The 19,896-nt window shown below is 63.8% G+C and carries 19 protein-coding genes; 6 read left to right on the top strand and 13 right to left on the bottom strand.

Going from position 1 to position 19,896, the window contains the following annotated elements:
• The 3 genes from Q0L57_RS21530 to Q0L57_RS21520 all read right to left on the bottom strand — a co-directional run.
• Positions 1–766 (bottom strand): ATP-dependent helicase (locus tag Q0L57_RS21530; RefSeq protein WP_296745057.1); only part of this gene is annotated, 766 nt, incomplete at its 3' end.
• A gap of 108 nt (positions 767–874) precedes the next feature.
• Positions 875–2,941 carry a bifunctional diguanylate cyclase/phosphodiesterase gene (locus Q0L57_RS21525; protein WP_296745059.1) on the bottom strand — a complete coding sequence of 689 codons (2,067 nt, stop codon included), beginning with the start codon at positions 2,939–2,941 and terminating at the stop codon, positions 875–877.
• 381 nt (positions 2,942–3,322) lie between these two features.
• Positions 3,323–3,760 (bottom strand): hypothetical protein, encoded by a 438-nt coding sequence (locus tag Q0L57_RS21520; RefSeq protein WP_296745056.1) that lies wholly within the window; start codon positions 3,758–3,760, stop codon positions 3,323–3,325.
• Between the two features lie 240 nt (positions 3,761–4,000).
• On the opposite strand from Q0L57_RS21520, the gene Q0L57_RS21515 reads away from it, so the two are divergent.
• Positions 4,001–4,882: a dienelactone hydrolase family protein gene (locus tag Q0L57_RS21515; RefSeq protein ID WP_296745055.1), complete on the top strand. Its 882-nt coding sequence runs from the start codon at positions 4,001–4,003 to the stop codon at positions 4,880–4,882.
• A 3-nt stretch (positions 4,883–4,885) separates the two neighbouring features.
• Here Q0L57_RS21515 and Q0L57_RS21510 read toward each other — a convergent pair whose 3' ends face one another.
• The 3 genes from Q0L57_RS21510 to Q0L57_RS21500 all read right to left on the bottom strand — a co-directional run bounded on the left by Q0L57_RS21510 (position 4,886) and on the right by Q0L57_RS21500 (position 7,523).
• A complete protein-coding gene (locus Q0L57_RS21510) occupies positions 4,886–5,335 on the bottom strand; it encodes a response regulator (RefSeq protein ID WP_296745054.1) in 450 nt (149 codons plus the stop codon).
• Positions 5,332–6,465: a histidine kinase dimerization/phosphoacceptor domain -containing protein gene (locus Q0L57_RS21505; protein WP_296745053.1), complete on the bottom strand. Its 1,134-nt coding sequence runs from the start codon at positions 6,463–6,465 to the stop codon at positions 5,332–5,334. Before Q0L57_RS21505 ends, Q0L57_RS21510 begins: the two co-directional genes overlap by 4 nt.
• 143 nt (positions 6,466–6,608) lie before the next feature.
• Entirely contained in the window at positions 6,609–7,523 is a 915-nt protein-coding gene (locus Q0L57_RS21500) for a DMT family transporter (protein ID WP_296745052.1), read from the bottom strand.
• An 88-nt stretch (positions 7,524–7,611) separates the two neighbouring features.
• Between Q0L57_RS21500 and Q0L57_RS21495 the strand changes: the two genes are divergently transcribed.
• Positions 7,612–8,088, top strand: a complete 477-nt coding sequence (locus Q0L57_RS21495; RefSeq protein ID WP_296745051.1) for an Lrp/AsnC family transcriptional regulator — start codon at positions 7,612–7,614, stop codon at positions 8,086–8,088.
• A 58-nt stretch (positions 8,089–8,146) separates the two neighbouring features.
• Here Q0L57_RS21495 and Q0L57_RS21490 read toward each other — a convergent pair whose 3' ends face one another.
• Complete coding sequence (locus Q0L57_RS21490; RefSeq protein ID WP_192180881.1) at positions 8,147–8,344, bottom strand: hypothetical protein; 198 nt, start codon at positions 8,342–8,344, stop codon at positions 8,147–8,149.
• 144 nt (positions 8,345–8,488) lie between these two features.
• Entirely contained in the window at positions 8,489–8,974 is a 486-nt protein-coding gene (locus Q0L57_RS21485; protein ID WP_296745050.1) for a thioesterase family protein, read from the bottom strand.
• A 162-nt stretch (positions 8,975–9,136) separates the two neighbouring features.
• On the opposite strand from Q0L57_RS21485, the gene Q0L57_RS21480 reads away from it, so the two are divergent.
• Positions 9,137–10,552, top strand: coding sequence for an FAD-linked oxidase C-terminal domain-containing protein (locus Q0L57_RS21480; protein ID WP_296745049.1), 1,416 nt, complete (start codon positions 9,137–9,139; stop codon positions 10,550–10,552).
• Between the two features lie 101 nt (positions 10,553–10,653).
• Positions 10,654–11,175, top strand: coding sequence for a hypothetical protein (locus Q0L57_RS21475; RefSeq protein ID WP_296745048.1), 522 nt, complete (start codon positions 10,654–10,656; stop codon positions 11,173–11,175).
• A 35-nt stretch (positions 11,176–11,210) separates the two neighbouring features.
• Here Q0L57_RS21475 and Q0L57_RS21470 read toward each other — a convergent pair whose 3' ends face one another.
• Complete coding sequence (locus Q0L57_RS21470; protein ID WP_296745047.1) at positions 11,211–12,179, bottom strand: Dyp-type peroxidase; 969 nt, start codon at positions 12,177–12,179, stop codon at positions 11,211–11,213.
• Positions 12,180–12,392: 213 nt separating this feature from the next.
• On the opposite strand from Q0L57_RS21470, the gene Q0L57_RS21465 reads away from it, so the two are divergent.
• Positions 12,393–16,298, top strand: coding sequence for an AsmA-like C-terminal region-containing protein (locus Q0L57_RS21465; protein ID WP_296745046.1), 3,906 nt, complete (start codon positions 12,393–12,395; stop codon positions 16,296–16,298).
• A 15-nt stretch (positions 16,299–16,313) separates the two neighbouring features.
• On the opposite strand, the gene Q0L57_RS21460 is transcribed toward Q0L57_RS21465, so the two are convergent.
• The gene (locus Q0L57_RS21460; RefSeq protein ID WP_296745045.1) at positions 16,314–16,745 is read right to left on the bottom strand and encodes a helix-turn-helix domain-containing protein; all 432 of its coding nucleotides are present in this window, start codon (positions 16,743–16,745) and stop codon (positions 16,314–16,316) included.
• Between the two features lie 172 nt (positions 16,746–16,917).
• Here Q0L57_RS21460 and Q0L57_RS21455 point away from each other — a divergent pair, with 172 nt between their 5' ends.
• The gene (locus Q0L57_RS21455) at positions 16,918–18,720 is read left to right on the top strand and encodes a chloride channel protein (RefSeq protein WP_296745044.1); all 1,803 of its coding nucleotides are present in this window, start codon (positions 16,918–16,920) and stop codon (positions 18,718–18,720) included.
• A gap of 110 nt (positions 18,721–18,830) precedes the next feature.
• On the opposite strand, the gene Q0L57_RS21450 is transcribed toward Q0L57_RS21455, so the two are convergent.
• Genes Q0L57_RS21450 through Q0L57_RS21440 form a run of 3 tightly spaced genes read right to left on the bottom strand, consistent with a single transcriptional unit; the run spans position 18,831 to position 19,815 of the window.
• The gene (locus tag Q0L57_RS21450) at positions 18,831–19,061 is read right to left on the bottom strand and encodes a ribbon-helix-helix domain-containing protein (RefSeq protein ID WP_296745043.1); all 231 of its coding nucleotides are present in this window, start codon (positions 19,059–19,061) and stop codon (positions 18,831–18,833) included.
• Between the two features lie 11 nt (positions 19,062–19,072).
• Positions 19,073–19,267 carry a DUF4169 family protein gene (locus Q0L57_RS21445; RefSeq protein WP_296745042.1) on the bottom strand — a complete coding sequence of 65 codons (195 nt, stop codon included), beginning with the start codon at positions 19,265–19,267 and terminating at the stop codon, positions 19,073–19,075.
• Positions 19,268–19,284: 17 nt separating this feature from the next.
• Positions 19,285–19,815: an SspB family protein gene (locus tag Q0L57_RS21440; protein ID WP_296745058.1), complete on the bottom strand. Its 531-nt coding sequence runs from the start codon at positions 19,813–19,815 to the stop codon at positions 19,285–19,287.
• Between the last annotated feature and the right edge of the window lie 81 nt (positions 19,816–19,896).

The raw sequence follows: 19,896 nt of genomic DNA, 5'->3' as shown, positions 1-19,896 counted from the left end.
TGTATTTGAACTTGCGGTGGTATTCCTTCAGCACGTCCGGATAGGCGCGGAAGATACGGATCGGGTGGTAAAGCAGATCGCCGAAATCGCAGGCGTTCAGCGTCTGCAGCCGCTCCTGGTAGGCCTTGTAGAGCTGCCGACCCTTGCCGTTGGCGAAGCTGCGCGCGTCGCCTTCCGCGATCTCGTCGGGACCGAGGCCCTTGTTCTTCCAGTTGTCGACCATCTGAGCGAAGGTCTTGGCCGGCCAGCGCTTGTCGTCGAGGCCTTCGGCCTGGATCAGCTGCTTGATCAGCCGCACCACGTCGTCGGTGTCGAGAATGGTGAAATCGGATTTCAACCCGGCAAGCTCGGCGTGCCTGCGAAGCAGCTTGACGCCGATCGAGTGGAAGGTGCCGAGCCAGGGCATGCCCTCGACATTGCCTTCGCCGATCAGATGGCCGATGCGCTGCTTCATCTCGCGCGCGGCCTTGTTGGTGAAGGTGACGGCGAGGATCTGCGATGGAAAAGCCCTGCCGGTGGCGAGGATGTGGGCAATGCGCGTGGTCAGTACGCGCGTCTTGCCGGTGCCGGCGCCGGCCAGCACCAGAACCGGGCCTTCCGTGGTTTCGACCGCCAGCCGCTGCTCGGGGTTCAGCCCCTTGAGATAGTCAGGCGCGCTGTTCTGGCCGTTGCGGGCCGCCATGGCGCGTGCGGCAATGCCGGACGGGGCCGCGGGCCGCGCGTTCGGTTCATCGAAAAAAGGCATGTCTTCGGAAAAGCCCGACATTGCCCCCGAATGTAGTGATTCGGGAGCGAAAGGCCAGAAGCGTCTACGTTTTGTTCCATTTTTGCACTGCCGGGCGTCGCCCGGCATGCGGGGGGCCGGCGGCGGAAGCTAAGCGACGGCCTGCCGGATCTGCCGATAGTCCTCAGCGCCGGCAACGTCCTCGCGCTGGCTGAGCGCGAAGATCTCGCCGAAGGGGGCAGGACGGCCGAGGAGGAAGCCTTGCGCCTCGTTGCAGCCCTCGGCGCGCAGGATCGACAGCTGGCTGTGAGTCTCGACGCCTTCGGCGAGCACCGGAATGGCGAGGCTCTGGCCGAGCGCCAGCACGGCGCGGATGATGGCTTTCGCCTGCGGACTGGTCTCGACCTCCGACATGAAGGAGCGGTCGAGCTTGATCTTGTCGAAGGGGAAGGCCCGCAGCGTCTCCAACGAGGAATAGCCGGTGCCGAAATCGTCGATGGCGATGGTGACGCCCAGCGCCTTGATCCGCCGCAGGATGTTCAAGGTCCTGTTCTTGTCGGCAATGATGGTGGATTCGGTTATCTCCAACTCGAGCCGGCTGGGCTTGAGGCCGGTTACGAGCAGAATTTCGTGGACGAGTTTCGGCAGGTCGGCATGGGCGAACTGAACGGGGGAAAGATTGACCGCGATCTTATAGGGACGATCCCATGAAGCGGCTTTGGCGCAGGCGGTGCGCAGCACCCATTCGCCGAGCGGCAGGATGAGGCCGTTCTCCTCGGCGAGCGGGATGAACTCAGCCGGGGAAATGTTGCCGCGCGTCGGGTGTTTCCAGCGCAGCAGCGCCTCGTAGCCACGGATGTCGCCGGTCGAGACCGAAGTCTGGACCTGATAATGCAGGTCGAGCTGAGCGTTCTCGACGGCGTCGCGCAGGTCGTTGGCCAAGGTACGGTTGGCGCGGACGGCCTCGTCCATGGCCTGTTCGTAGAAGCAGACCCTGCGGGCCACATTGGCTTTGGCGCGATACATCGCCAGGTCGGCGTTGTTGACCATCGTCTCACGGTTCTGAGCGTCGTTCGGATAGATGGCGACGCCGAGGCTGGCGCCGGTCGTCGTCTCGACATCCGCGATCTTGATCGGCGTGAACAGCGCCGTCTCCAGACGCGAGACGAAGTCGAGAATGTCCGACTGTCCCTTCATGCGCTTGACGCCGGCGAACTCGTCGCCGCCCAGCCTCGCGATGAATTCTCCGTCCTGGAGAAGCGCGCTCATCCTGGAGGCCAACGCTTTTAGTGCCTCGTCGCCGGCGCTATGCCCCCAAATGTCGTTGATTTCCTTGAAGCGGTCGAGGTCGATGCCGATGACCGCCAACTGGCAGCCGAGTTCTTTCGCGCGCGTGATTTCGCGATCGAGATGTTCGTTGAAATTCGTCCGGTTCGGCAGACCGGTGAGGGTGTCATTCATCGCGAGGTGATGCAGGCGCTCGAAGGCTTCCATGCGTGAGCGATCATCGATCAGGTAGCTGGCAAGGCCGGTGCCGATCACGATCAGGCCGGCAAGCGCGATACCGAGCGCCATGGCCTGCAGGGCGGCCGGGTCAGTGTAGTCGCCGCGCGTTACCATCGGCGTCACCTGCAGCGCCGCCATGGCAGTGAAGTGCAGGCTGACGATGGCGACGACCAGGATCGCCGCGCCCAGATATTTGCGGCCGGCTATCCGGTCGTTCAATGCGACGCTCAGCGCGGCGCAGGCAAAGACCACCGACAGGACGACGGAAGCGACCAGATAGGTGGTGTTCCATTCGACGATGCCGTCGACGCGGTAGGCAGCCATGCCGGTGTAGTGCATGCCGGAAATCGCCAGGCCGACGATGGCGCCTCCGACGATGGGCGCAAGGCGCGGCGCATGCGCCGTCGCGGCGATGAAGCCGGCGGCGGTGCCGGCGATGGCGATGAACAGCGAGGCAATCGTCAGCACCGGGTCGAAGGCGATCGGGGCGCCTGGCTCATAGGCGAGCATGGCGACGAAATGGGTGCACCAGATTGACGATCCGGCGCAGACAGCGGTCAGGAAATGCCAGCCGATCTGCTGCAGGCCGGTTGCTTCATGAGCGCGGAGGAAAAGCCTGATCGTTGCCCAGGACCCGGCGGCACAGACCAGCGCCGCGACCAGCACGAGCCAGAGATTGTGCTCAACTGTCACGCAGGAGATGACGCGCATCATTGGGCGGGGTGCTTTCTTCGATCTCGGGGTGCCGCCGCTTCTTCCCCTCGTCGAACAGTCGCCTGGCGTACGCTATGGCAAACGACCGACATGCCGTATCCGGGCGAGGGTTTGACGAAGATGATAGGGCAGCCGCCCCCAATGCGGATACCAATAGTTCAACTGCTACAATCGGGTACAACTTCTAATGGATGGTTAATTGCAATTAACAGACGTCCGGCAGCTCCGGGCGTGGTTTCCGGAATGTGTACAAATGTTGCGGCAATATGCCAAATATCGATATTTTTGCTTCTGTCAAACCAGCGATCGGAGCGGCTCAGTTCGATGGATGGCCGGCCGCTCCAACTTCAGATTTTGGCAATTCCAGGCCGAAAAGCCTCAGAGGCCGAGATGGCTCTTCAGGCCGGGCACCTGGCCGAGCACCTGATTGGTGAGGTCGGGGCCGGCGGCAGTTTGAGCCTGCTTGATCAGAACCTCCCCGGCCTGCTGGATCTGCGCCATGTCGAGGCCGGAGGCCTTGAGCGCGGCGACGCCATTGACCAGGGCGCCGGCCTTTTCACCGAGCACACTGCCGAGCGCGCCCTGCAATGACGATAGCAAGCCGCCACCCGAACTGGCCGCGGCGCCGGAAGCCATCACGTCATACTGCTGGGCCAGCGCATCGGCGCCGGGGATCTGGGCGAAGAATGACGAAACGCTGGTGCCTTCCGCTTCGTGCTGAAGCACGGAAAATATGGTGCCGACGACCTTTTCAGTGGTGGGTTGATCGAGCCCTGCCTGTTGCGAGACGGTGTTCACGATGTCCTGGACGTTCATGACATTTTCCTCTGCGTCATCTGGGTATGGCTAAGCCATGTTGGCAGCTTCCCTTCCTAATGTGACAGCATCATCAAGGCTTTCGGAAATGACCAAATCGTGATGGCCATGCCATCTACCCATTCTGTTGCGGAGGACGCCTTCCTGGCGCACCAAATCGTCACCGCTCCGTGACTGGACCCTGTGGGCTTCGACCCTATCTTGCGCGTCGATCCTGTCCGGACAACGTCGAGGAAAGCCATGACCGAAACCAAGCCCGTCATCACCCAGGCGATGATCGACGCTTATGACGAATACACGCATCTGACGCTCGACCGCCGCCGCTTCATGGAGCAATTGACCAGGCTCGCCGGATCTGGAGCCGCAGCCGCGGCAATCGCGCCCATGCTGGCCGCGAACCCGGCGCAGGCGGCGATCGTCGCCGAGGACGATCCGCGCGTTAAGGGCGAGGACATTACCTATCCAGGCAGCGGCGGTGAAATGAAGGGCTACCTGGTCAAGCCGGCGAACCAATCGGGCAGGCTCGGTACCGTCATCGTGGTTCACGAAAACAGAGGGCTCAGCCCGCATATCCGAGATGTCACGCGGCGCGTGGCGCTGGAGGGTTTCGTTGCGCTGGCGCCCGATTTCATGTCGCCGCTCGGCGGCACCCCGGACAATGAGGACAAGGTGCGTGAACTGTTCGCGACACTCGATCCCAAGCAAGTCGCCGCCAACGCTGTTGCCTCCGTCGCCTACCTCAAGGGCGACAAGGACGGCAACGGCAAGGTAGGCGCGGTCGGGTTCTGCTGGGGCGGCGGCACGGTGAACATGCTGGCGGTCAATTCGCCCGAGCTCAGCGCCGCCGTTGCCTATTACGGCATGCAGCCGAAGGCCGAGGACGTGCCGAAGATCAAGGCGGCGCTGCTCCTGCATTATGCCGGCCTCGACAGCAGGACCAATGCCGGTATCGATGCGTTCAAGAAGGCGCTCGACGCCGCGCATGTCGAGTACACGATCGATGTCTATGACGGCGCCAACCATGCCTTCAACAACGACACCTCGGCCGCGCGCTACGACAAGAAGGCAGCCGATCTGGCCTGGGGACGGACGATAGCGTTCCTCAAGCAGAAGCTTGGGTAGGCTTCACGCCACCGAAGGCGCCCACGCGCTAGCAAATGCCGGTGATAGTGCGAAGCCAGCGGGCAGTGCCGAGGCTGGCGGGGGGCGCCGAACGCCTTCCTGGAGATAGCGAAGCGCCGACATCAGACCGTTCATCGTGTAAGGCTTGGAGATGACACCAATCGCACCGGCGAAGTTGTCGGGGATGCGCTTTGGATTGGCTGTCATGAAGACGACCATCGGTCGATCCGACCGACGAACATGCTCCGCGACGTCCACGCCAGTTGGCCCATCCGCGAGGTGCACGTCGACAAAGGCGATGTCTGCCTGGCTGGTGTCGACCAGGTTTTTCGCCTCGTCGGACGACATTGCCCAGCCGACGACATGATGGCCCGCGTCTTCTATCAGGCTCTCCAACTCCATTGCCAGCAAAGCTTCGTCCTCGACGATCAGCACTTTCAGCGGCTCGATCATGGCGTGTCCTTCTTTTGCTTTGTTTCGTTAGGCATTGTGACGATCACACGCGTGCCGGGACTGGCGCTTCGCCACTCGACTTCAGCGCGAAGCTGCCTGCCAAGCTGGCGGATCAAACGCATGCCGAAAGTTCCGTCGGTGGCTTTGCCGTCGATGCCGACGCCGTCATCAGAAACCTCCAGGATCAGATGTCCATCCGGTTGGGTCATCTTGATGCCGATGCTGCCGGCATTGTCCTTGAAGGCGTGCTTGAGCGCGTTGGTGACGAGTTCATTGACGATCAGCGCCACCGGAGTTGCCTTCTCCGCGGGGACGACGATCGGTTCCAGTTCGAGTTTCGACGTGATCTGCGGCCGGCCCGATGCCGCCAGCAAGTCGGAAACGAGATCCCTGGCGAAATCCGAGACATCGAATTTGCTGACGTCCTGCGACTGGTAAAGCCTGCGATGCATGGTGCTCAGCGCCTCGATGCGCTCCAGCATGGTAGTCAACGACTGCTTCACGCCCTCGTCCTGGATCGTCCTGCTTTGCATCAGGATCAGCGACGAGATCATCTGCAGGTTGTTCTTCACCCGATGATCCACCTCGTGCAGCAAGGCCGTCTGCGTCTCGAGGGCTGCCTGCAACTCGCCGGTACGTTCCTTGACGGCCTGCTCGACGCGTTCCTTGTCCGCTGCAATCTGCTGTTCGGAAAGCTTGCGATCGGAAACATCGAGTTGCGATGCGAAGAAAAACAAAAGATCACCTTTGTCGTTGTAGACAGGACTGATGTAGAGCGCATTCCAGAAGCTGGAGCCGTCCTTGCGGTAGTTCAGAATGTCGATGCTGACATCATTGCCCTCGGCGACCGCTGCGCGAACTTCAGCCACGGTGGCAGGGTCAGTGCCATGCCCCTGGAGAAAGCGGCAGTTTTTGCCCATGACTTCTTCCCGCCCATATCCGGTCAGGCGCAGGAACGAGTCGTTGACGAAGACGATCGGATTGTCCGGTTTGCGCGGGTCGGTGATCAGCATCGACATGCGTGTGGCGCGAATCGCCGCCGCGAAAGGGTCGCCCTTGCCATGCTCGACATGAAGATCGTCGGTCATGTGCCAGGCGTCAGGTGGTTCTCTCGTACGTTTGCTGTCCATGGTCCAACTCCAAGCCGTGATTGCCGCCACAACGGCGCAAAGTCGGAGTTGGTTCAATCTTGAGTTTTGTTGTCGCAGCTCAAAATGTGACGGAACTTATTGCTCTTTCTTGTAAGGTGTTGACCCTTATTAGTTTTCGTATTCTAGGTGGACGCTGGCTTATGCGATGCCACGCCGGCGATCACCAGCGCGATGCCGAGGCAATCGGTTAGGCCCGGCACCTGGCGTAGCACGACGATACCGATCAGCGTCGCGGTCAGCGGCAGCAGCGACAGCATCAGCGCGAAGCTCGCGCGCGGCAGCCGCGCCATGGCAAGCTGGTCGCAGATGTAAGGGATGACGGAAGAGCACACGCCGACTCCGATGGCGGCGGCCAGCAGCCGCGGCGCCGAGAAGGCGGGCATCGCTTCGCTGAAGCCGATGGGCAGCACGACGAGAAACGCGATCGCCATGGCCGTGCCCAGGCCGGCGATGCCGATGCCGGTTCGGGCGACGCGGTGACCAAGCACGATGTAGCCGACAAAGAGCGCGCCATTCAAGAAAGCCCAGAACAGGCCAGCCGGATCGCTCGACCATTTGACATCGATGAGCAGCAGCGTGCCGGCGACGGCAATGACGAGTGCGGCGACATTGCGCCGGCTCCTCAGGCCGACCAGCGCGACGCCGATGGTGCCGACAAATTCGATTGCCGCGACCAGCGAGATCGGCAGGCGGTCGAGCGCCAGATAGAAGGAGCAGTTCATCACCGCGAGGCAGGTCCCGAATGCAAGAAGCAAAAGGCGCGTGGACCGGTCGGCGCGAGCCAGAACCCGCCAGGGCCGGGTGAGCGGGGCAAAGATCAGCGCGGCGGTGGCGATGCGCAGCCAGGCCATGCCGAGCACTCCCACCTGCGCGAAAAGCAGCACGGCGAAGGCCGGCCCGAGATAGTGGAACACCGCGCTGACGCAAAACCAGGCATGCGGCGGAATAGCGTTGGCCACCCCGGCGAGAGTGGAGCGGGCGGCGGTGGCTTCGCTGGCGGCTCGATCGGCGGCTGGAACTTGCGCTTCAGAGTTCATGCGCTCATTATCGCAGGCAGACTTTGCGCCTTATATGGACTATCGATGGCCAATCTGACTGATTTATTTCCAAAGAAAGGTATTTATCTTGAAACGCCTCCGAGATGAAAATGCGGAGCTCGACGCCGCGGACCTGAAGATCCTGAGGCTCCTGGAGAAGGATGCCCGTACCAGCACGGCCGAACTGGCGCGCGCCGTCGGACTGTCAGCGCCGAGCGTGGCTGAGCGCATCCGCAAGCTGCAGGAGAACGGCGTGATCGAGGCCTATACGGTCAGGATCAATCCGGCGGCGCTCGGCTTGAAACTGTCGGCGTGGCTTAGGATCAGGCCGGTGCCGGGGCAGCTTTCGATCGTGGCGGAGATCATCCGCGAGCTGCCGGAAATCGCGCAATGCGACCGGGTGACCGGCGAGGACTGCTTCATCGCGCTGGCGCATGTCGGCTCGGTGGCCGAACTCGAGCGGGTGATCGACCGGATCATCCCCTATGCGATGACGAACACCGCCATCACCCAGTCGTCGCCCGTCGAGCCGCGCTCGCCGCTTGGCATTCTGAAAGGGCGTTAGGGCTTACAGGAAAACGCTTCAAGTTCTTCCTGGAAGTGCGAAAAAGGGCGAAAAAGGCTCAGATATGGCCGCGCTTCATGCGCGCCTGCTTCAGGATGGCGCGCCAGCGGATCATGTCGAAAGGGATCGGCTCATTGTTGTTGGCGATGTGGAAGATCTCGTTGTTGACGTTCTTCAGCGATCGCCAGAAATCATAGTCGGTGATGCGTGGATCGGCCGCCAACCGATCCACTTCGACCTTGATGTCGGTTTTCATGCACTGTCCTCGTACCGCATCCCGCCGGCCGCTCCGCGAAAACCCGGTGCGGCGGTTTTCGAACGCGCCACTGAGTCGTTCAACGACTCGATCGGCTTGTTCACGTTAAAACCTCGGTAAGGTTAACGCGGGCGTCCGGAGGCTTCAAGCGCTCCTGCGTTTGATGCCGATCGAGCGGCCGGCGCGCTCCGGCATCGGCAGAGCCGCGTGGGCGGCGCGCATGGCTTCCACCTTGGCCATGACGTCGGCCGGGAAAGGCGCGACCTTCGGTCCGGTCATGTCGACATGCAGTGCAAGCTGCTCCGACGTGGCGGCGAGCCAGCCATCGACATGGCGGATTTCCTGATAGGCGCGCAGGCGCTTCTCGTCGTGGTCGATGAGCTGGAACGACACGTTCACTTTGTGGTCGAGGTGAAGCTCCTGCACGTAACAAACGTGGACCTCGGCCGTGTAGATGGTGAGGCGGCGGTCTTTGGCGTAGCTCGGGCCCATGCCCATCAATTCGAACGCCTCGTCCGAGCCGCGGTCGAACAGCACGTTGTAATAGGCCATGTTGAGATGGCCGTTATAGTCGATCCACTCCTTCTCGATCGCCATTGGGCCGTGAATGATCGGTGCGGGGATCGTCATCTGGTTTTCCTCGATGTCGCTGGACAGGGTGTGGCTGGTGGAGTTCTTTGTTCTGGCGCAATTCCGGACGGAAAACCGCTTCACACTTTTCCTGGAGTTGCTTTAGGCATCATCCATAGCTGCATGGCAAGGGCGGCCGCTGGTCCATTCGCGGAGGAATTCATGGCTCTGAGCGACCTCAACACCGTCGAGCGCAACGAGGAGGGCATCGCAGCGGTGCTCGGTATCCTGAAGCAGCGGTTCGGCGAGCGCTTGCAGACCGGCGCGGCGATCCGAGGCCAGCATGCGCATACCACGACCTATATCCCGACGCAGGCGCCGGACGGCGTCGTCTTCGCCGAGACGACGGCCGAAGTGCAGGAGATCGTGCGCGCCTGCGCGGCTCACCGTGTGCCGGTGATCGCCTTCGGCGTCGGCTCGTCGCTCGAGGGCCACACCAATGCGCCGGGCGGCGGCATCTCGATCGACACGTCGCGGATGAACCGGATCCTCGCCGTCAATCCGCAGGACCTCGACTGCACGGTCGAGCCGGGCGTGACGCGCGAGGACCTCAACCGGCATTTGCGCGATACAGGCCTGTTCTTCCCGATCGATCCAGGCGCCAATGCTTCGCTTGGCGGCATGGCGGCGACGCGCGCCTCGGGCACCAACGCGGTGCGCTACGGCACGATGCGCGAGAACGTGCTGTCGCTGACGGCCGTCATGGCCGACGGCGAGACGGTGACGACCGGCAAGCGGGCGAAGAAGAGCTCGGCCGGCTACGACCTGACCCGGCTGCTGGTGGGCTCGGAAGGCACGCTCGGCATCATCACGTCGCTAACGCTCAGGCTGCAGGGCATTCCCCAGGCGATCTCCGGCGGCGTCTGCCCGTTTCCCAGCCTGGAGGCCGCCTGCAACGCTGTGATCGCGACGATCCAGATGGGCATTCCGGTGGCGCGCATCGAGCTGGTCAACGCGTTGCAGATGCGGGCGATGAAGAATTATTCGAAGCTCGACTATCCCGAAGGCCCATGCCTGTTCGTCGAATTCCATGGCAGCGACGCGGGCGTCGCCGAACAGGCAGAGACGTTCGGCATGATTGCCGAAGAGCAGGGCGGGGGACCGTTCCTGTGGACCAGCGTCGCCGAGGAACGGACGAAACTCTGGAAGGCCCGGCATGATGCCTACTGGTCGTCGTTGACGCTGCGGCCGGGCGCCAAGGGGCTGTCGACCGATGTCTGCGTGCCGATCTCGCGGCTTGCCGAATGCGTCGCCGAAACCGAGGCCGACATCGCCGAAATGGGGCTGATCGCGCCGATCGTCGGTCATGCCGGCGACGGCAATTTCCATGTGCTGGTGCTGATGGATGTCGACAACCCTCAGGAGATCGCGCTTGCGGAGAAGTTCGTTTCCAGGCTGAACATGCGCGCCATCGCCATGGAAGGAACGTGCACCGGAGAGCACGGCATCGGCCAGGGCAAGGTAGGTTTCCTGCGCCACGAACTCGGCCACGGCGTCGACATCATGCGTACGATCAAGCAGGCGCTCGACCCGCTGAACATCATGAACCCCGGCAAGATCTTGCCGGCGGCCGATTGACGAATCCGCTCAACCTGCGGTGGAGCGGCCTACTTGACCGGTCATGATTTTGGGATGAGCCTTGGCATGACGCGCAAGCGTTAAAGAGGAGGAGCATTGCCATGGCGATTTCACGCAGGGAAGAGGCGCGGGCGCTGAGCGCCGACGAACATGATCTGGTGCAGAAGTCACACCATCCCGCCGTGCAGGAACTTTCCGACATCGACCTTGCCGGCCTGGTCAAGCTGCTGCGGGAGCGGCGCGACAAGGCGCAGACCGAAGCGCATCGGCGCCGCCGGGAAATCCGCGGCAAGGGCGCGCCGAAAGGGGCGACCCCGTCCAAGGCCGACGCCGGGTCGCAGACGAAGCTCGCCGTGCTGTCCATGGCGATGCGCCGGTTGAACGGCGAGGCCGAGCGGCGCAAGCAACTGGCGGCCAGTCTTTCGTTGATCGAGAACGCTCGCAAGGCATTGGAGATGAAGGAGGGCGCGTCGGCGGATGGCCCGGCCTTCAATTCGCGCACCGCGCACAAGGGCATGCGGGCGCTCGCGAACAAGAGGGCGCAGAACCTGGTCCGGCCGATGGAGCTTGGCCGCCAGCGCAAGGCCGGCAAGGTGGCGCAGGCAAAGCGCGACGCCCGCTGAACTCCTGACGCGGGCAACGCCTTGGCTTCGATGCCCTAGTCCGCCGCGTCCGCGACAAGCTTCTGCAGCGTCGGGCGGGTCGGCGCGAAGAAGGTGACACCGGTATGCGGCGTCGAGAAATCGAGCAGCCGGTCGTAGGCGCCCGGCGGCTCGCCGACATACATGCGCTGCAGCATTTTCTCGATCACCCAGAGATAGCGCGTGTAACCGATGAAATAGGTGCCGAACTCGTTCTGTCCGGGCCGGCCGAACGGCATATTGTCGCGCAGGATATCGTATTCGTTGCCGGCGTCGTCCTGGATGGTGTTGAGCGACTTGTGCGATTTGCGCGGCTTGTCGTCGTCATCGATCTCGATGTTGTCGATCTTGGTGCGGCCGATGATCTCTTCCTGGACATGCGTCGGCGTTTTCCCCCACGCGGCCATGTCGTGCAGGTATTTCTGGACGACGACATAGCTGCCGCCGGTGAACTCGGCATCCTCGTCGCCGACAAGGGCCGAGGCGGGGAGGTCGAGGCCGGTAGGGTTGGCGGTGCCGTCGACGAAGCCAAGCAGGTCGCGCGCGTCGAAGTAGCGAAAACCAGAAACCTCGTCGACGACGGTCACGCTGTCGCCCAGGCCGTCCAGCAGGATGCGCTCCAGCTCGAAGCACATGTCGGGGCGTTCGGCGCGGATGTGAAACAGCAGATCGCCCGACGTGGACGGCGCCGAATGGACCGGTCCCTTGATCGGCGCAAACGGCTTCAGTTCGCCCGGCCGGCGGTTCGGCGACAGCCGGTTCCAGAGATCGGAGCCGATCCCGGCAATGCAGGACAGGCGGCCGGAAAGGTCGCGAAAGCCGACATTCTTGACGAGATCGTCAAGCGCGCCGAGCACCGAGGCCACCTTGGAAAGGGCGGCCTTGTCGGCGCCCACCGTGACGACTAGGAAGATTGCCGACGAGGAGAGCGGAGCGTCGACGCTCTGCGCATCGATCGGCACCCTGTCCCAGTTCTTGCCTGACATCGGCATGCTCCGCGTTCCACAATCGGTTCAGAGGGATGCGGCCAAGGACATGACCGCTTGAGGGCAGAAATATCTTTCAAGAAGATATCGCGACCGCGCGCCGTCATGCAACAGCCGATGCAACGCGGGATTAGGCGCCAACACAACCGAATTGCCTCTTTATCGACACGCGGATGCGGGTAGAGTGCGGCTGACTTTCAACCCGGGGAGCAGATGCTCGCACGCCTGTTCGTGATCTTCGGTGGCCTGTTCGTGCTGGTGCTGTGCGCGGCGCTGGTGGTGCCGTATTTCATCGACTGGACAGGCTATCGCGCCGATTTCGAGCGCGAGGCGAGCGCCATACTCGGCCGCAAGGTGACGGTGAAAGGCGATGCGACCGCGCGCCTTTTGCCGTTCCCGTCGGTGACGTTTTCGAATGTCGAAGTCGCCGGTGGTCCGAGCGGCCGTCCCGCAATGACGGTCGAGACGTTCTCGATGGACGCCGAGCTTGCACCGTTCCTGCGCGGCGAGGTGCTGATCTTCGACATGCGCCTCGTGCACCCCAAAGCCACCATCGACGTCGCCGGGGATGGCACGGTCGACTGGGCCATCCGGCCGTCGACACCCTTCAATCCGGGCCAGATCGCGATCGAGAAGCTGACCGTCACCGAAGGGCAGATCGAATTGCGCCATGCCGCGGGCGGGCGCAGCCACGTGATCTCGGAGATCAATTCGACAATTTCGGCAAAGTCGCTCGCCGGTCCGTGGCGGATGGACGGCACGCTGCGCTTCGACGGCATGCGCACGGCGGTCTCCGCATCAACCGGCAAGGTTGAGGCGGACGGCCAGATGCGGCTTCGGCTGAAGGCCGATCCGGATGCCTATCCGCTGGTTGTCGAGACGGATGGCAACGCCGGTATCGTCAAGGGCGCGGCGGTCTATTCGGGCCAGTTCAAGATTACAGGTTCCGACAACAATGGCGCCGACCGGAATTCGGTCGAACTGCGCGGCACCGACGGCGAGCCGGTGAAGGTCAGCGCCGGCAAGCCCGATCCCGGCTTCCGGCTCAACGGCAAGTTCGCTCTCGACCACCAGAAGCTTGGCGTCGATGAATTCCGCTTCGAAACAGGGCCGCTCGACAATCCCTATACAGCCGACGGCAAGGCTTCGGTCGATCTCGGCGTCAAGCCGCATTTCTCCGTCGAGGCCAGCGGCGCACAGGTTCAGTTCGACGAGGCCGTTGGCGGGGCCACGGGAGGCGGGCTGACGCTCGACCAGCGCATCGCGGCGTTCGAGCAGACGCTGCTGCACATGCCGAAGCCGACGATACCGGGCACGCTGGAAGTCAAGCTGCCGGCGGTCGTGGCCGGCGACACCACAATTCGCGACGTGCGCCTTTCGGCCGAGCCGGTGGAAGGCGGCTGGTCGGTCAAGTCGCTCGCCGCGACGCTGCCGGGCCGCGCGACGCTCGAGGCGGACGGCATGCTCCGCGTCCAGGACCGGTTCGGCTTCACGGGCTCGCTGCTGCTTGCCGTCGGGCAGCCCTCGGGCTTCGCCGCGTGGCTGTCGAAGGATGTCGACGAGGCGATCCGCCGGCTGCCGGCTGCCGGCTTCAAAGCCAAGGTCGACCTTAGCGACAACCGCCAATCCTTCAGCGACCTCGAGCTGATTCTGGGTAAGGCGAAGTTTTCGGGCAGCATCGATTCCAGTCAGCCCGATGGCGCGAGGCCGTCGGTGCTGATGCGGCTTGAGGGCGGTGACCTCGACGTCGATGGGCTCGCCGCCTTCGCCTCGATCTTCGTCAGCGACAAGGGCGCCAATCGCTTCTCCGACCGCGACCTCGATTTCCAGATCAGGGCCGGTCCTGTCAGCGCCGGCGGGCTGACCGCCGACACCGTGGACACAGCACTTCGGCTGCGCCAGGGCCTGCTTGAGATCGACCGGCTGTCGATCGGCGGACTGGCCGGCGCATCGATCAGCGCCACCGGCCGGATCAAGGATTTTCCGGAAAGCCCGACCGGCAAGCTCGACGCGTCGGTGGTGGCGGTGGACCTCAAGCCGCTGATCGACGTGGCGGCGCAGCATTATCCCGGCAATGAGGTGCTGAAGGGGCTGGCTGCCAGGGTCGCGGCCTATCCGGAACTCTTCCAGGATGCCCGCATCGATTTCCTGACGAGTGCCGCCGACAATGGCGACGGCACCACGGGGCTCGCGCTCTCCGCGCAAGGCAAGGCTGGTGGCTCGGCCTTTTCCGCGTCGCTCTCCGGCAGGGGGAGCGCGGACCGGCTGCTCGACGCGCCGGTGTCGCTCACCTTCAATGCCAGGAACAAGGATGCCGCGGCGCTGCTTGCGCTCTATGGCTTGCCCGCCCTGCCGCTCGGCATGCTGGGCGAGGCGACCACCGATGTCTCGGCCAAGGGCACATTGGGCGGCGGTCTGGCGACGAATTTCAATCTGACGGCCGATGAGTTCAAGGCTGGCTTTGACGGAACGGTCGCCAGCACGCCGCAAGGCGCCACGGCGAAGGGCAAGGTCAACCTCGAGGCCGCCGATATCGAGCCATGGTTGATGACGACCGGGGTGGGCCTGCCCGGCATGGGAACCGGCACCCCGACATCGCTGACGGCCGACGCCGATTTCGGCAACGGATTGCTCGTCCTGAGCAGCCTCAGCGGCGCCATCGACAAGGCGGCCGTCTCCGGTGACGTCAATGTCGATATCAAGGACGGCCTGCCGCATATTGCAGGGGCGCTTGCGCTCGACCAGCTGGACCTCGATCCGCTGGCGGTCTCGCTGTTCGGCGACCAGTCCTTCCTTGCCGGCAAGGGCGGCGGCTGGCCCACGGCTCCGTTCAGCCAGAAGTCGACCCTGCCATTCAACGCCGATCTCGATCTCAACACGGCGGCGCTTGCCGCCGGGCCGTTCGCCACGGCGCATGATGCGGCCCTGACGCTGAAGCTCGACCGTGAAGGCATCCATGTCGCGGACCTCAAGGCCAAGCTGTTCGGCGGGCAACTGACCGGGCTTTTCGAACTCAAGAACACGGACGGAACCGGCCTGTTTACAGGTCAGATGAAACTGGCTGGCGGGGATCTGCCGGCACTCCTGCCGGCGGCCGGCGTCAGCGGCACCGGTGATGTCTCAGTCGCGCTCTCGACCAGCGGCAAGTCCGTCGATGCGATGATTGCGGCGCTGTCCGGTTCGGGCACCGCGGCGCTGAAGGAATTGAGCATAGCCGGCGTCAACCCCGATGCCTTTGCTGCCATCATCGCCAAGGCCGATGCCATCGGACGCGATATCGACGCGGCCAAGACCGCGGATTTCGCGCCGCAGCTTGCCGGGGAGGGCAGTTTCAAGGCCGGCGATGCAGATATCGCCTTCACCGTTGCAAACGGCACACTGCGGGCGCCGCCGATCAGCCTCGACAATCCGGCGGCGACGCTTTCCGCCGATGTCACGGCCGACCTTGGCGCCCAAACGGTGACCGCCAAAGGCGCGATCACCTATCATCCCGGTGACGAGGCGCTCGTCGGTTCAGAACCGGCCGTCAACTTCACGCTGGCCGGACCGTTGGGTGCGGCCGCGCCTCGCTTCGACAGCGAGCCCCTGGCGCAGTTCCTGACGCAGCGCGCGCTGGAGAAGGAGCAGCAACGGGTCGAGGCGATGCAGGCGGCGCTGCTCGAGAAGCAGCGGCTGCGGCGCGAGGTGCGCTACTATGCGGCGCTGCAGACAGCGCGCGACCAGGCGGCAGAGGAGCTACGCCGGCAGGAAGAGGAGGCGCGGCAGAAGGCCGAGGCTGAGGCGAAAGCGAAAGCCGACGCGGAAGCACAGGCTGAAGCCGAAGCGAAGGCCAAGGCGGAGGCTGATGCCAAGGCTCAGGCCGATGCCGACGCGCGCGCCAAGGCAGACGCAGACGCGAAGGCCAAGGAGCAGCAGGCGGCCGATGAAGCAGCCAAGGCGCAGGCCGAAGCGGATCGGAAGAAGGCGGAACAGGCGAGGCTCGAGGCCGAGCGCAAGGCGGCCGAGCCGAAGATCGATCGCGTGCCATTGCCGCCCGCCAACGACAATGCGCCGCCACCCAAGCCCAAGGCCAACCCATTCACGATCGACAATCTGTTGAAGTCGCTCGACGGCGGCTGACGCACGGCCGGATGTTCAGGACAGCTCGGAGCGAAACAGCAGACGCCGCAGCGTGGGCTCGATACGCGAAAGCTCATCGAGATGCGCCGCCGACAATTCGGCGAGGTGGTCGTCGGCGAGTGGAGTGAGTTGCAGCAGCACGCGGCGGTGGTCGGCCTTGTCCTGATCGCGCGTGACCAGTCCAGCCTCGACCAGCCGGTTGACGAGTTCGACGGCGCTGTGATGGCGGATGCGTAGCCGCTCCGCCAGATCGCCGACCGCCACCGGCCCGCCGCCCGGAAAACCCTTGATGGCAAGCAGCGCCTGATGCTGGCGCGGCGTCAGGCCGGCTTCATTCGCCTGGACTTGGCTGAATTCGAGAAAGCGGCGGATCAGGTAGCGGAACTCCGACAGGCGCTGATAGTCGGCCTGGCTGATGGCGGGACGTGGTTTGTGCGAGGGCGTCATCTTCCGACTTATGGTCCTTTCGGGCGAAAGCTCAACAGCCGTCGCGATCCCTATCCAAAATGACGCGGGGCAGGCATCGAGAACGGTCTTGATGATTTATATCGTGTTACGATATGAAGCCATCCGAAAAACCGGACGGCAGATGCGCCGCCAGAAAGTCCAGGACTCTTCCATGAAATCCGCTCACGCCGGAAACGGCCACCTTCGCGACTTCACCACCGATCCGCGGGTGTTGTTCATCGCGGCCATTGCCGTCGTGGTGGCAACCGCCGGGCTGTTTGCCGGTATCGTGCTTCTGAAGCTCATCCGGCTGGCCACCAACATCGCCTATTTCGGCCAGTTCACGCTGGCGGATCTGAAGCTGGAGGACACGCCCCTAGGTTATGCCGCGGTGATCGTGCCGGTGGTCGGCGCCCTGATCATCGGATTGATGGCGCGCTTCGGCAGCGAGAAGATCCGCGGCCACGGCATTCCAGAGGCGATCGAAGCCATCCTGCTCGGCCGCTCTCGGTTGGACGCCAAGGTCGCGGTGCTCAAGCCGCTGTCTTCGGCGATCTCGATCGGTTCGGGCGGGCCGTTCGGCGCCGAGGGTCCGATCATCATGACCGGCGGCGCGATCGGCTCGCTGATCGCGCAGATGCTGCCGGTCAGCGACAATGAGCGCAAGACCTTGCTGGTGGCGGGCGCGGCTGCCGGCATGACGACCGTCTTCGGTACGCCGATCGCGGCCATCATGCTCGCCGTCGAACTGCTGCTGTTCGAATGGACGCCGCGCAGCTTCATCCCGGTTGCCGTGGCGGCCATCGTCGCAGAGGTCGAGCGAACCCTGCTGCATCTGCCCGGCCCGATCTTCCCGTTCACCGGCAGCATGGAGCCTTCGATTGCCGGCTTGGGCGGCTGGGTGCTGGTCGGCATCGCCGCCGGCCTTCTTTCAGGTCTGCTCACGCAGATGGTCTATGCCTGCGAGGACGCGTTCCAGAAGCTGCCTATCCATTGGATGTGGTGGCCGATGATCGGCGGCCTGGTGGTTGGCCTCGGCGGCCTGATCGAACCACAGGCGCTGGGCGTCGGGTACGACAACATCGCCAATATGCTGGATGGCCGGGTCATCGCCGGCGCCGCGCTTATGCTCCTGGTGGTGAAGGCGGTCATCTGGTCGGTCGCGCTTGGTTCCGGAACCTCGGGCGGCGTGCTGGCCCCGCTGCTGATCATGGGCGGGGCGATGGGAGCCGTGCTCTCGGGCCTCCTGCCGGAGGCGACCCCGGGGTTCTGGCCGCTGCTCGCAATGGCAGCGACCATGGGCGGCACGATGCGCGCGCCGCTTACCGCGACCTTCTTCGCGGTCGAGCTTACCGGCAACACACACATGCTGGTGCCGCTGATCGCGGCCTGCGCCGCCGCGCATGCCGTCACCGTGCTGTTGATGAAGCGCTCGATCCTGACCGAGAAGGTGGCGCGTCGCGGCCACCACCTCGTCCGCGAATACCGCGTCGACCCTTTCGCTCTGACCAGGGTGCGCGAGGTGATGACGACCAAGGTCGAGAGCGTTCCGGCGGCGATGACGCTGCATGGCGCGGCCGCCTTCCTGACCGCACCGGACACGCGGCATCCGAGCTTCCCCGTGGTCAACGACGAAGGGCATGTGCTCGGCGTCATCGACCCGCCGGCGATCCTGCGCTGGCGCCGCGCCGGAGTGCACCGCAAGGCGACGCTGGGAGAGCTGCTCGCCGGGGGCAAGGTCACGCTCGCCTATCCCGACGAGTACCTGGAGGGGCTCTCCGACAAGCTGCTGCTCGCCAATGTCTCGCATCTGCCGGTCGTATCGCGGGAGGACGCCCGGCTGGTCGGCTATGTCGGCTGGAAGGATTTGATGCGGGTGCGCTCGAAGAAGCTGGCCGAGGAGCGCGACCGTTCGGCTCTGCTCAGCTTCGGCAATGGGCGGAAGGCGCGACAAAGCGCCAACGATCCGGTCTAGAGCCGGATGATTTCAGGTCTGTTCGAGCTGAAATCTGAATCCGGCTCTAAATCAAAGATATAGAGCATGAAGTCGCCCGAAAAGCGCCTCACACTTTTCGGCATCATGCTCTAGTCAGGACGGCTCGCGCCGCGCTTGGCCCAGGCCAGCACGTGGAGCCTCAGAGCGGATGAGAGGTTAGCGTCGCGGGGGCGCGTCTCGTCGATCTCGGCGACAAGGGCAGCCAGCGAGAGCGAGCGCTCGGTCGCGATGGCTACGAGATCGTCGTAGAAGGGCTGCTCCAGGGAGAAGCTGGTGCGGTGACCACGGATCGTCACGGAACGCTTTTCGACCGTGGCCACTTTGCCTCGTCCTATGCGTCCGGGTCGCCAGGGTGTTCGCGGCGATGGCCGGCAATGAATTTTTCAGTCCTGTCCGCGGTCAGCCGGTCACGTTCGCGCTCGGCTTTCGAGCGGCCGTGCAGTGCCCGGTTCTCGCTGGCCAGGCGCTCCTTGTCGCTGCGCGCTTTCTGCTTGCGGGCCTGGCGGAGATTGACGACCTCGCCCATTTCGCGACCCGCCCGCTTTACTTCTTGCGGAAGGCGTCGAGCGAAACCACGTCGGCGCCCTTGCCACCGGTGTCGGCGACCGCTGGCTTCTTCTCAGCTTCGACGGCCTTTTTCTTGGTCTCAGGCTTCTTTTCGGCCACGACGGCGATCGGTTCGGGGGCGGGCGCGGGCGCGTCTTCCGAAACACCCTCCGACTTGACGTCGAATTCGAGCTCGAAATTGACAGACGGGTCGTAGAAGCCGCGCACGGCCGAGAAGGGGATCTCGAGCTTTTCCGGCACGTCGGAGAAAGAAAGTCCGACCTCGAAACCGGTATCGGTCACCTTGAGGTCCCAATACTGGAACTGGATGACGATGGTCATCTGCTCCGGATAGCGCTCGCGGAGCCGCGAGGAAATGCGCACGCCCGGCGCGCCGGTCAGGAAGGTGATGAAGAAATGATGGTTGCCGGGAAGGCCGGTGCGCGCGACTTCGGCCAGGACCTTGCGCATGACGCCGCGCAGGGCCTCCTGGGCCAGAATGTCGTAGCGGATGTGGTCGTCGGCCATGTGATGGTCGGGTTCCGTTGAATCGTCCGCATAGCTGTAATCAAGCTTGGGCGCGGCGTAAACCGCATATAGGCGCAAAGC

The sequence above is a fragment of the Mesorhizobium sp. genome (assembly GCF_024509055.1).
Taxonomy (GTDB): Bacteria; Pseudomonadota; Alphaproteobacteria; order Rhizobiales; family Rhizobiaceae; genus Mesorhizobium.
This window is presented reverse-complemented; position numbering and strand designations above follow the sequence as displayed.

What these genes read in the sequence shown, in the direction of transcription:
- Q0L57_RS21520 (WP_296745056.1), bottom strand. Translation starts at nt 3,760, where the DNA reads ATGAACGTCCAGGACATCGTGAACACCGTCTCGCAACAGGCAGGGCTC.
- Q0L57_RS21510 (WP_296745054.1), bottom strand. Translation starts at nt 5,335, where the DNA reads ATGATCGAGCCGCTGAAAGTGCTGATCGTCGAGGACGAAGCTTTGCTG.
- Q0L57_RS21455 (WP_296745044.1), top strand. Translation starts at nt 16,918, where the DNA reads ATGAAATCCGCTCACGCCGGAAACGGCCACCTTCGCGACTTCACCACC.
- Q0L57_RS21460 (WP_296745045.1), bottom strand. Translation starts at nt 16,745, where the DNA reads ATGACGCCCTCGCACAAACCACGTCCCGCCATCAGCCAGGCCGACTAT.
- Q0L57_RS21480 (WP_296745049.1), top strand. Translation starts at nt 9,137, where the DNA reads ATGGCTCTGAGCGACCTCAACACCGTCGAGCGCAACGAGGAGGGCATC.
- Q0L57_RS21500 (WP_296745052.1), bottom strand. Translation starts at nt 7,523, where the DNA reads ATGAACTCTGAAGCGCAAGTTCCAGCCGCCGATCGAGCCGCCAGCGAA.
- Q0L57_RS21505 (WP_296745053.1), bottom strand. Translation starts at nt 6,465, where the DNA reads ATGGACAGCAAACGTACGAGAGAACCACCTGACGCCTGGCACATGACC.
- Q0L57_RS21525 (WP_296745059.1), bottom strand. Translation starts at nt 2,941, where the DNA reads ATGCGCGTCATCTCCTGCGTGACAGTTGAGCACAATCTCTGGCTCGTG.
- Q0L57_RS21465 (WP_296745046.1), top strand. Translation starts at nt 12,393, where the DNA reads ATGCTCGCACGCCTGTTCGTGATCTTCGGTGGCCTGTTCGTGCTGGTG.
- Q0L57_RS21485 (WP_296745050.1), bottom strand. Translation starts at nt 8,974, where the DNA reads ATGACGATCCCCGCACCGATCATTCACGGCCCAATGGCGATCGAGAAG.
- Q0L57_RS21515 (WP_296745055.1), top strand. Translation starts at nt 4,001, where the DNA reads ATGACCGAAACCAAGCCCGTCATCACCCAGGCGATGATCGACGCTTAT.
- Q0L57_RS21445 (WP_296745042.1), bottom strand. Translation starts at nt 19,267, where the DNA reads ATGGGCGAGGTCGTCAATCTCCGCCAGGCCCGCAAGCAGAAAGCGCGC.
- Q0L57_RS21470 (WP_296745047.1), bottom strand. Translation starts at nt 12,179, where the DNA reads ATGTCAGGCAAGAACTGGGACAGGGTGCCGATCGATGCGCAGAGCGTC.
- Q0L57_RS21475 (WP_296745048.1), top strand. Translation starts at nt 10,654, where the DNA reads ATGGCGATTTCACGCAGGGAAGAGGCGCGGGCGCTGAGCGCCGACGAA.
- Q0L57_RS21490 (WP_192180881.1), bottom strand. Translation starts at nt 8,344, where the DNA reads ATGAAAACCGACATCAAGGTCGAAGTGGATCGGTTGGCGGCCGATCCA.
- Q0L57_RS21440 (WP_296745058.1), bottom strand. Translation starts at nt 19,815, where the DNA reads ATGGCCGACGACCACATCCGCTACGACATTCTGGCCCAGGAGGCCCTG.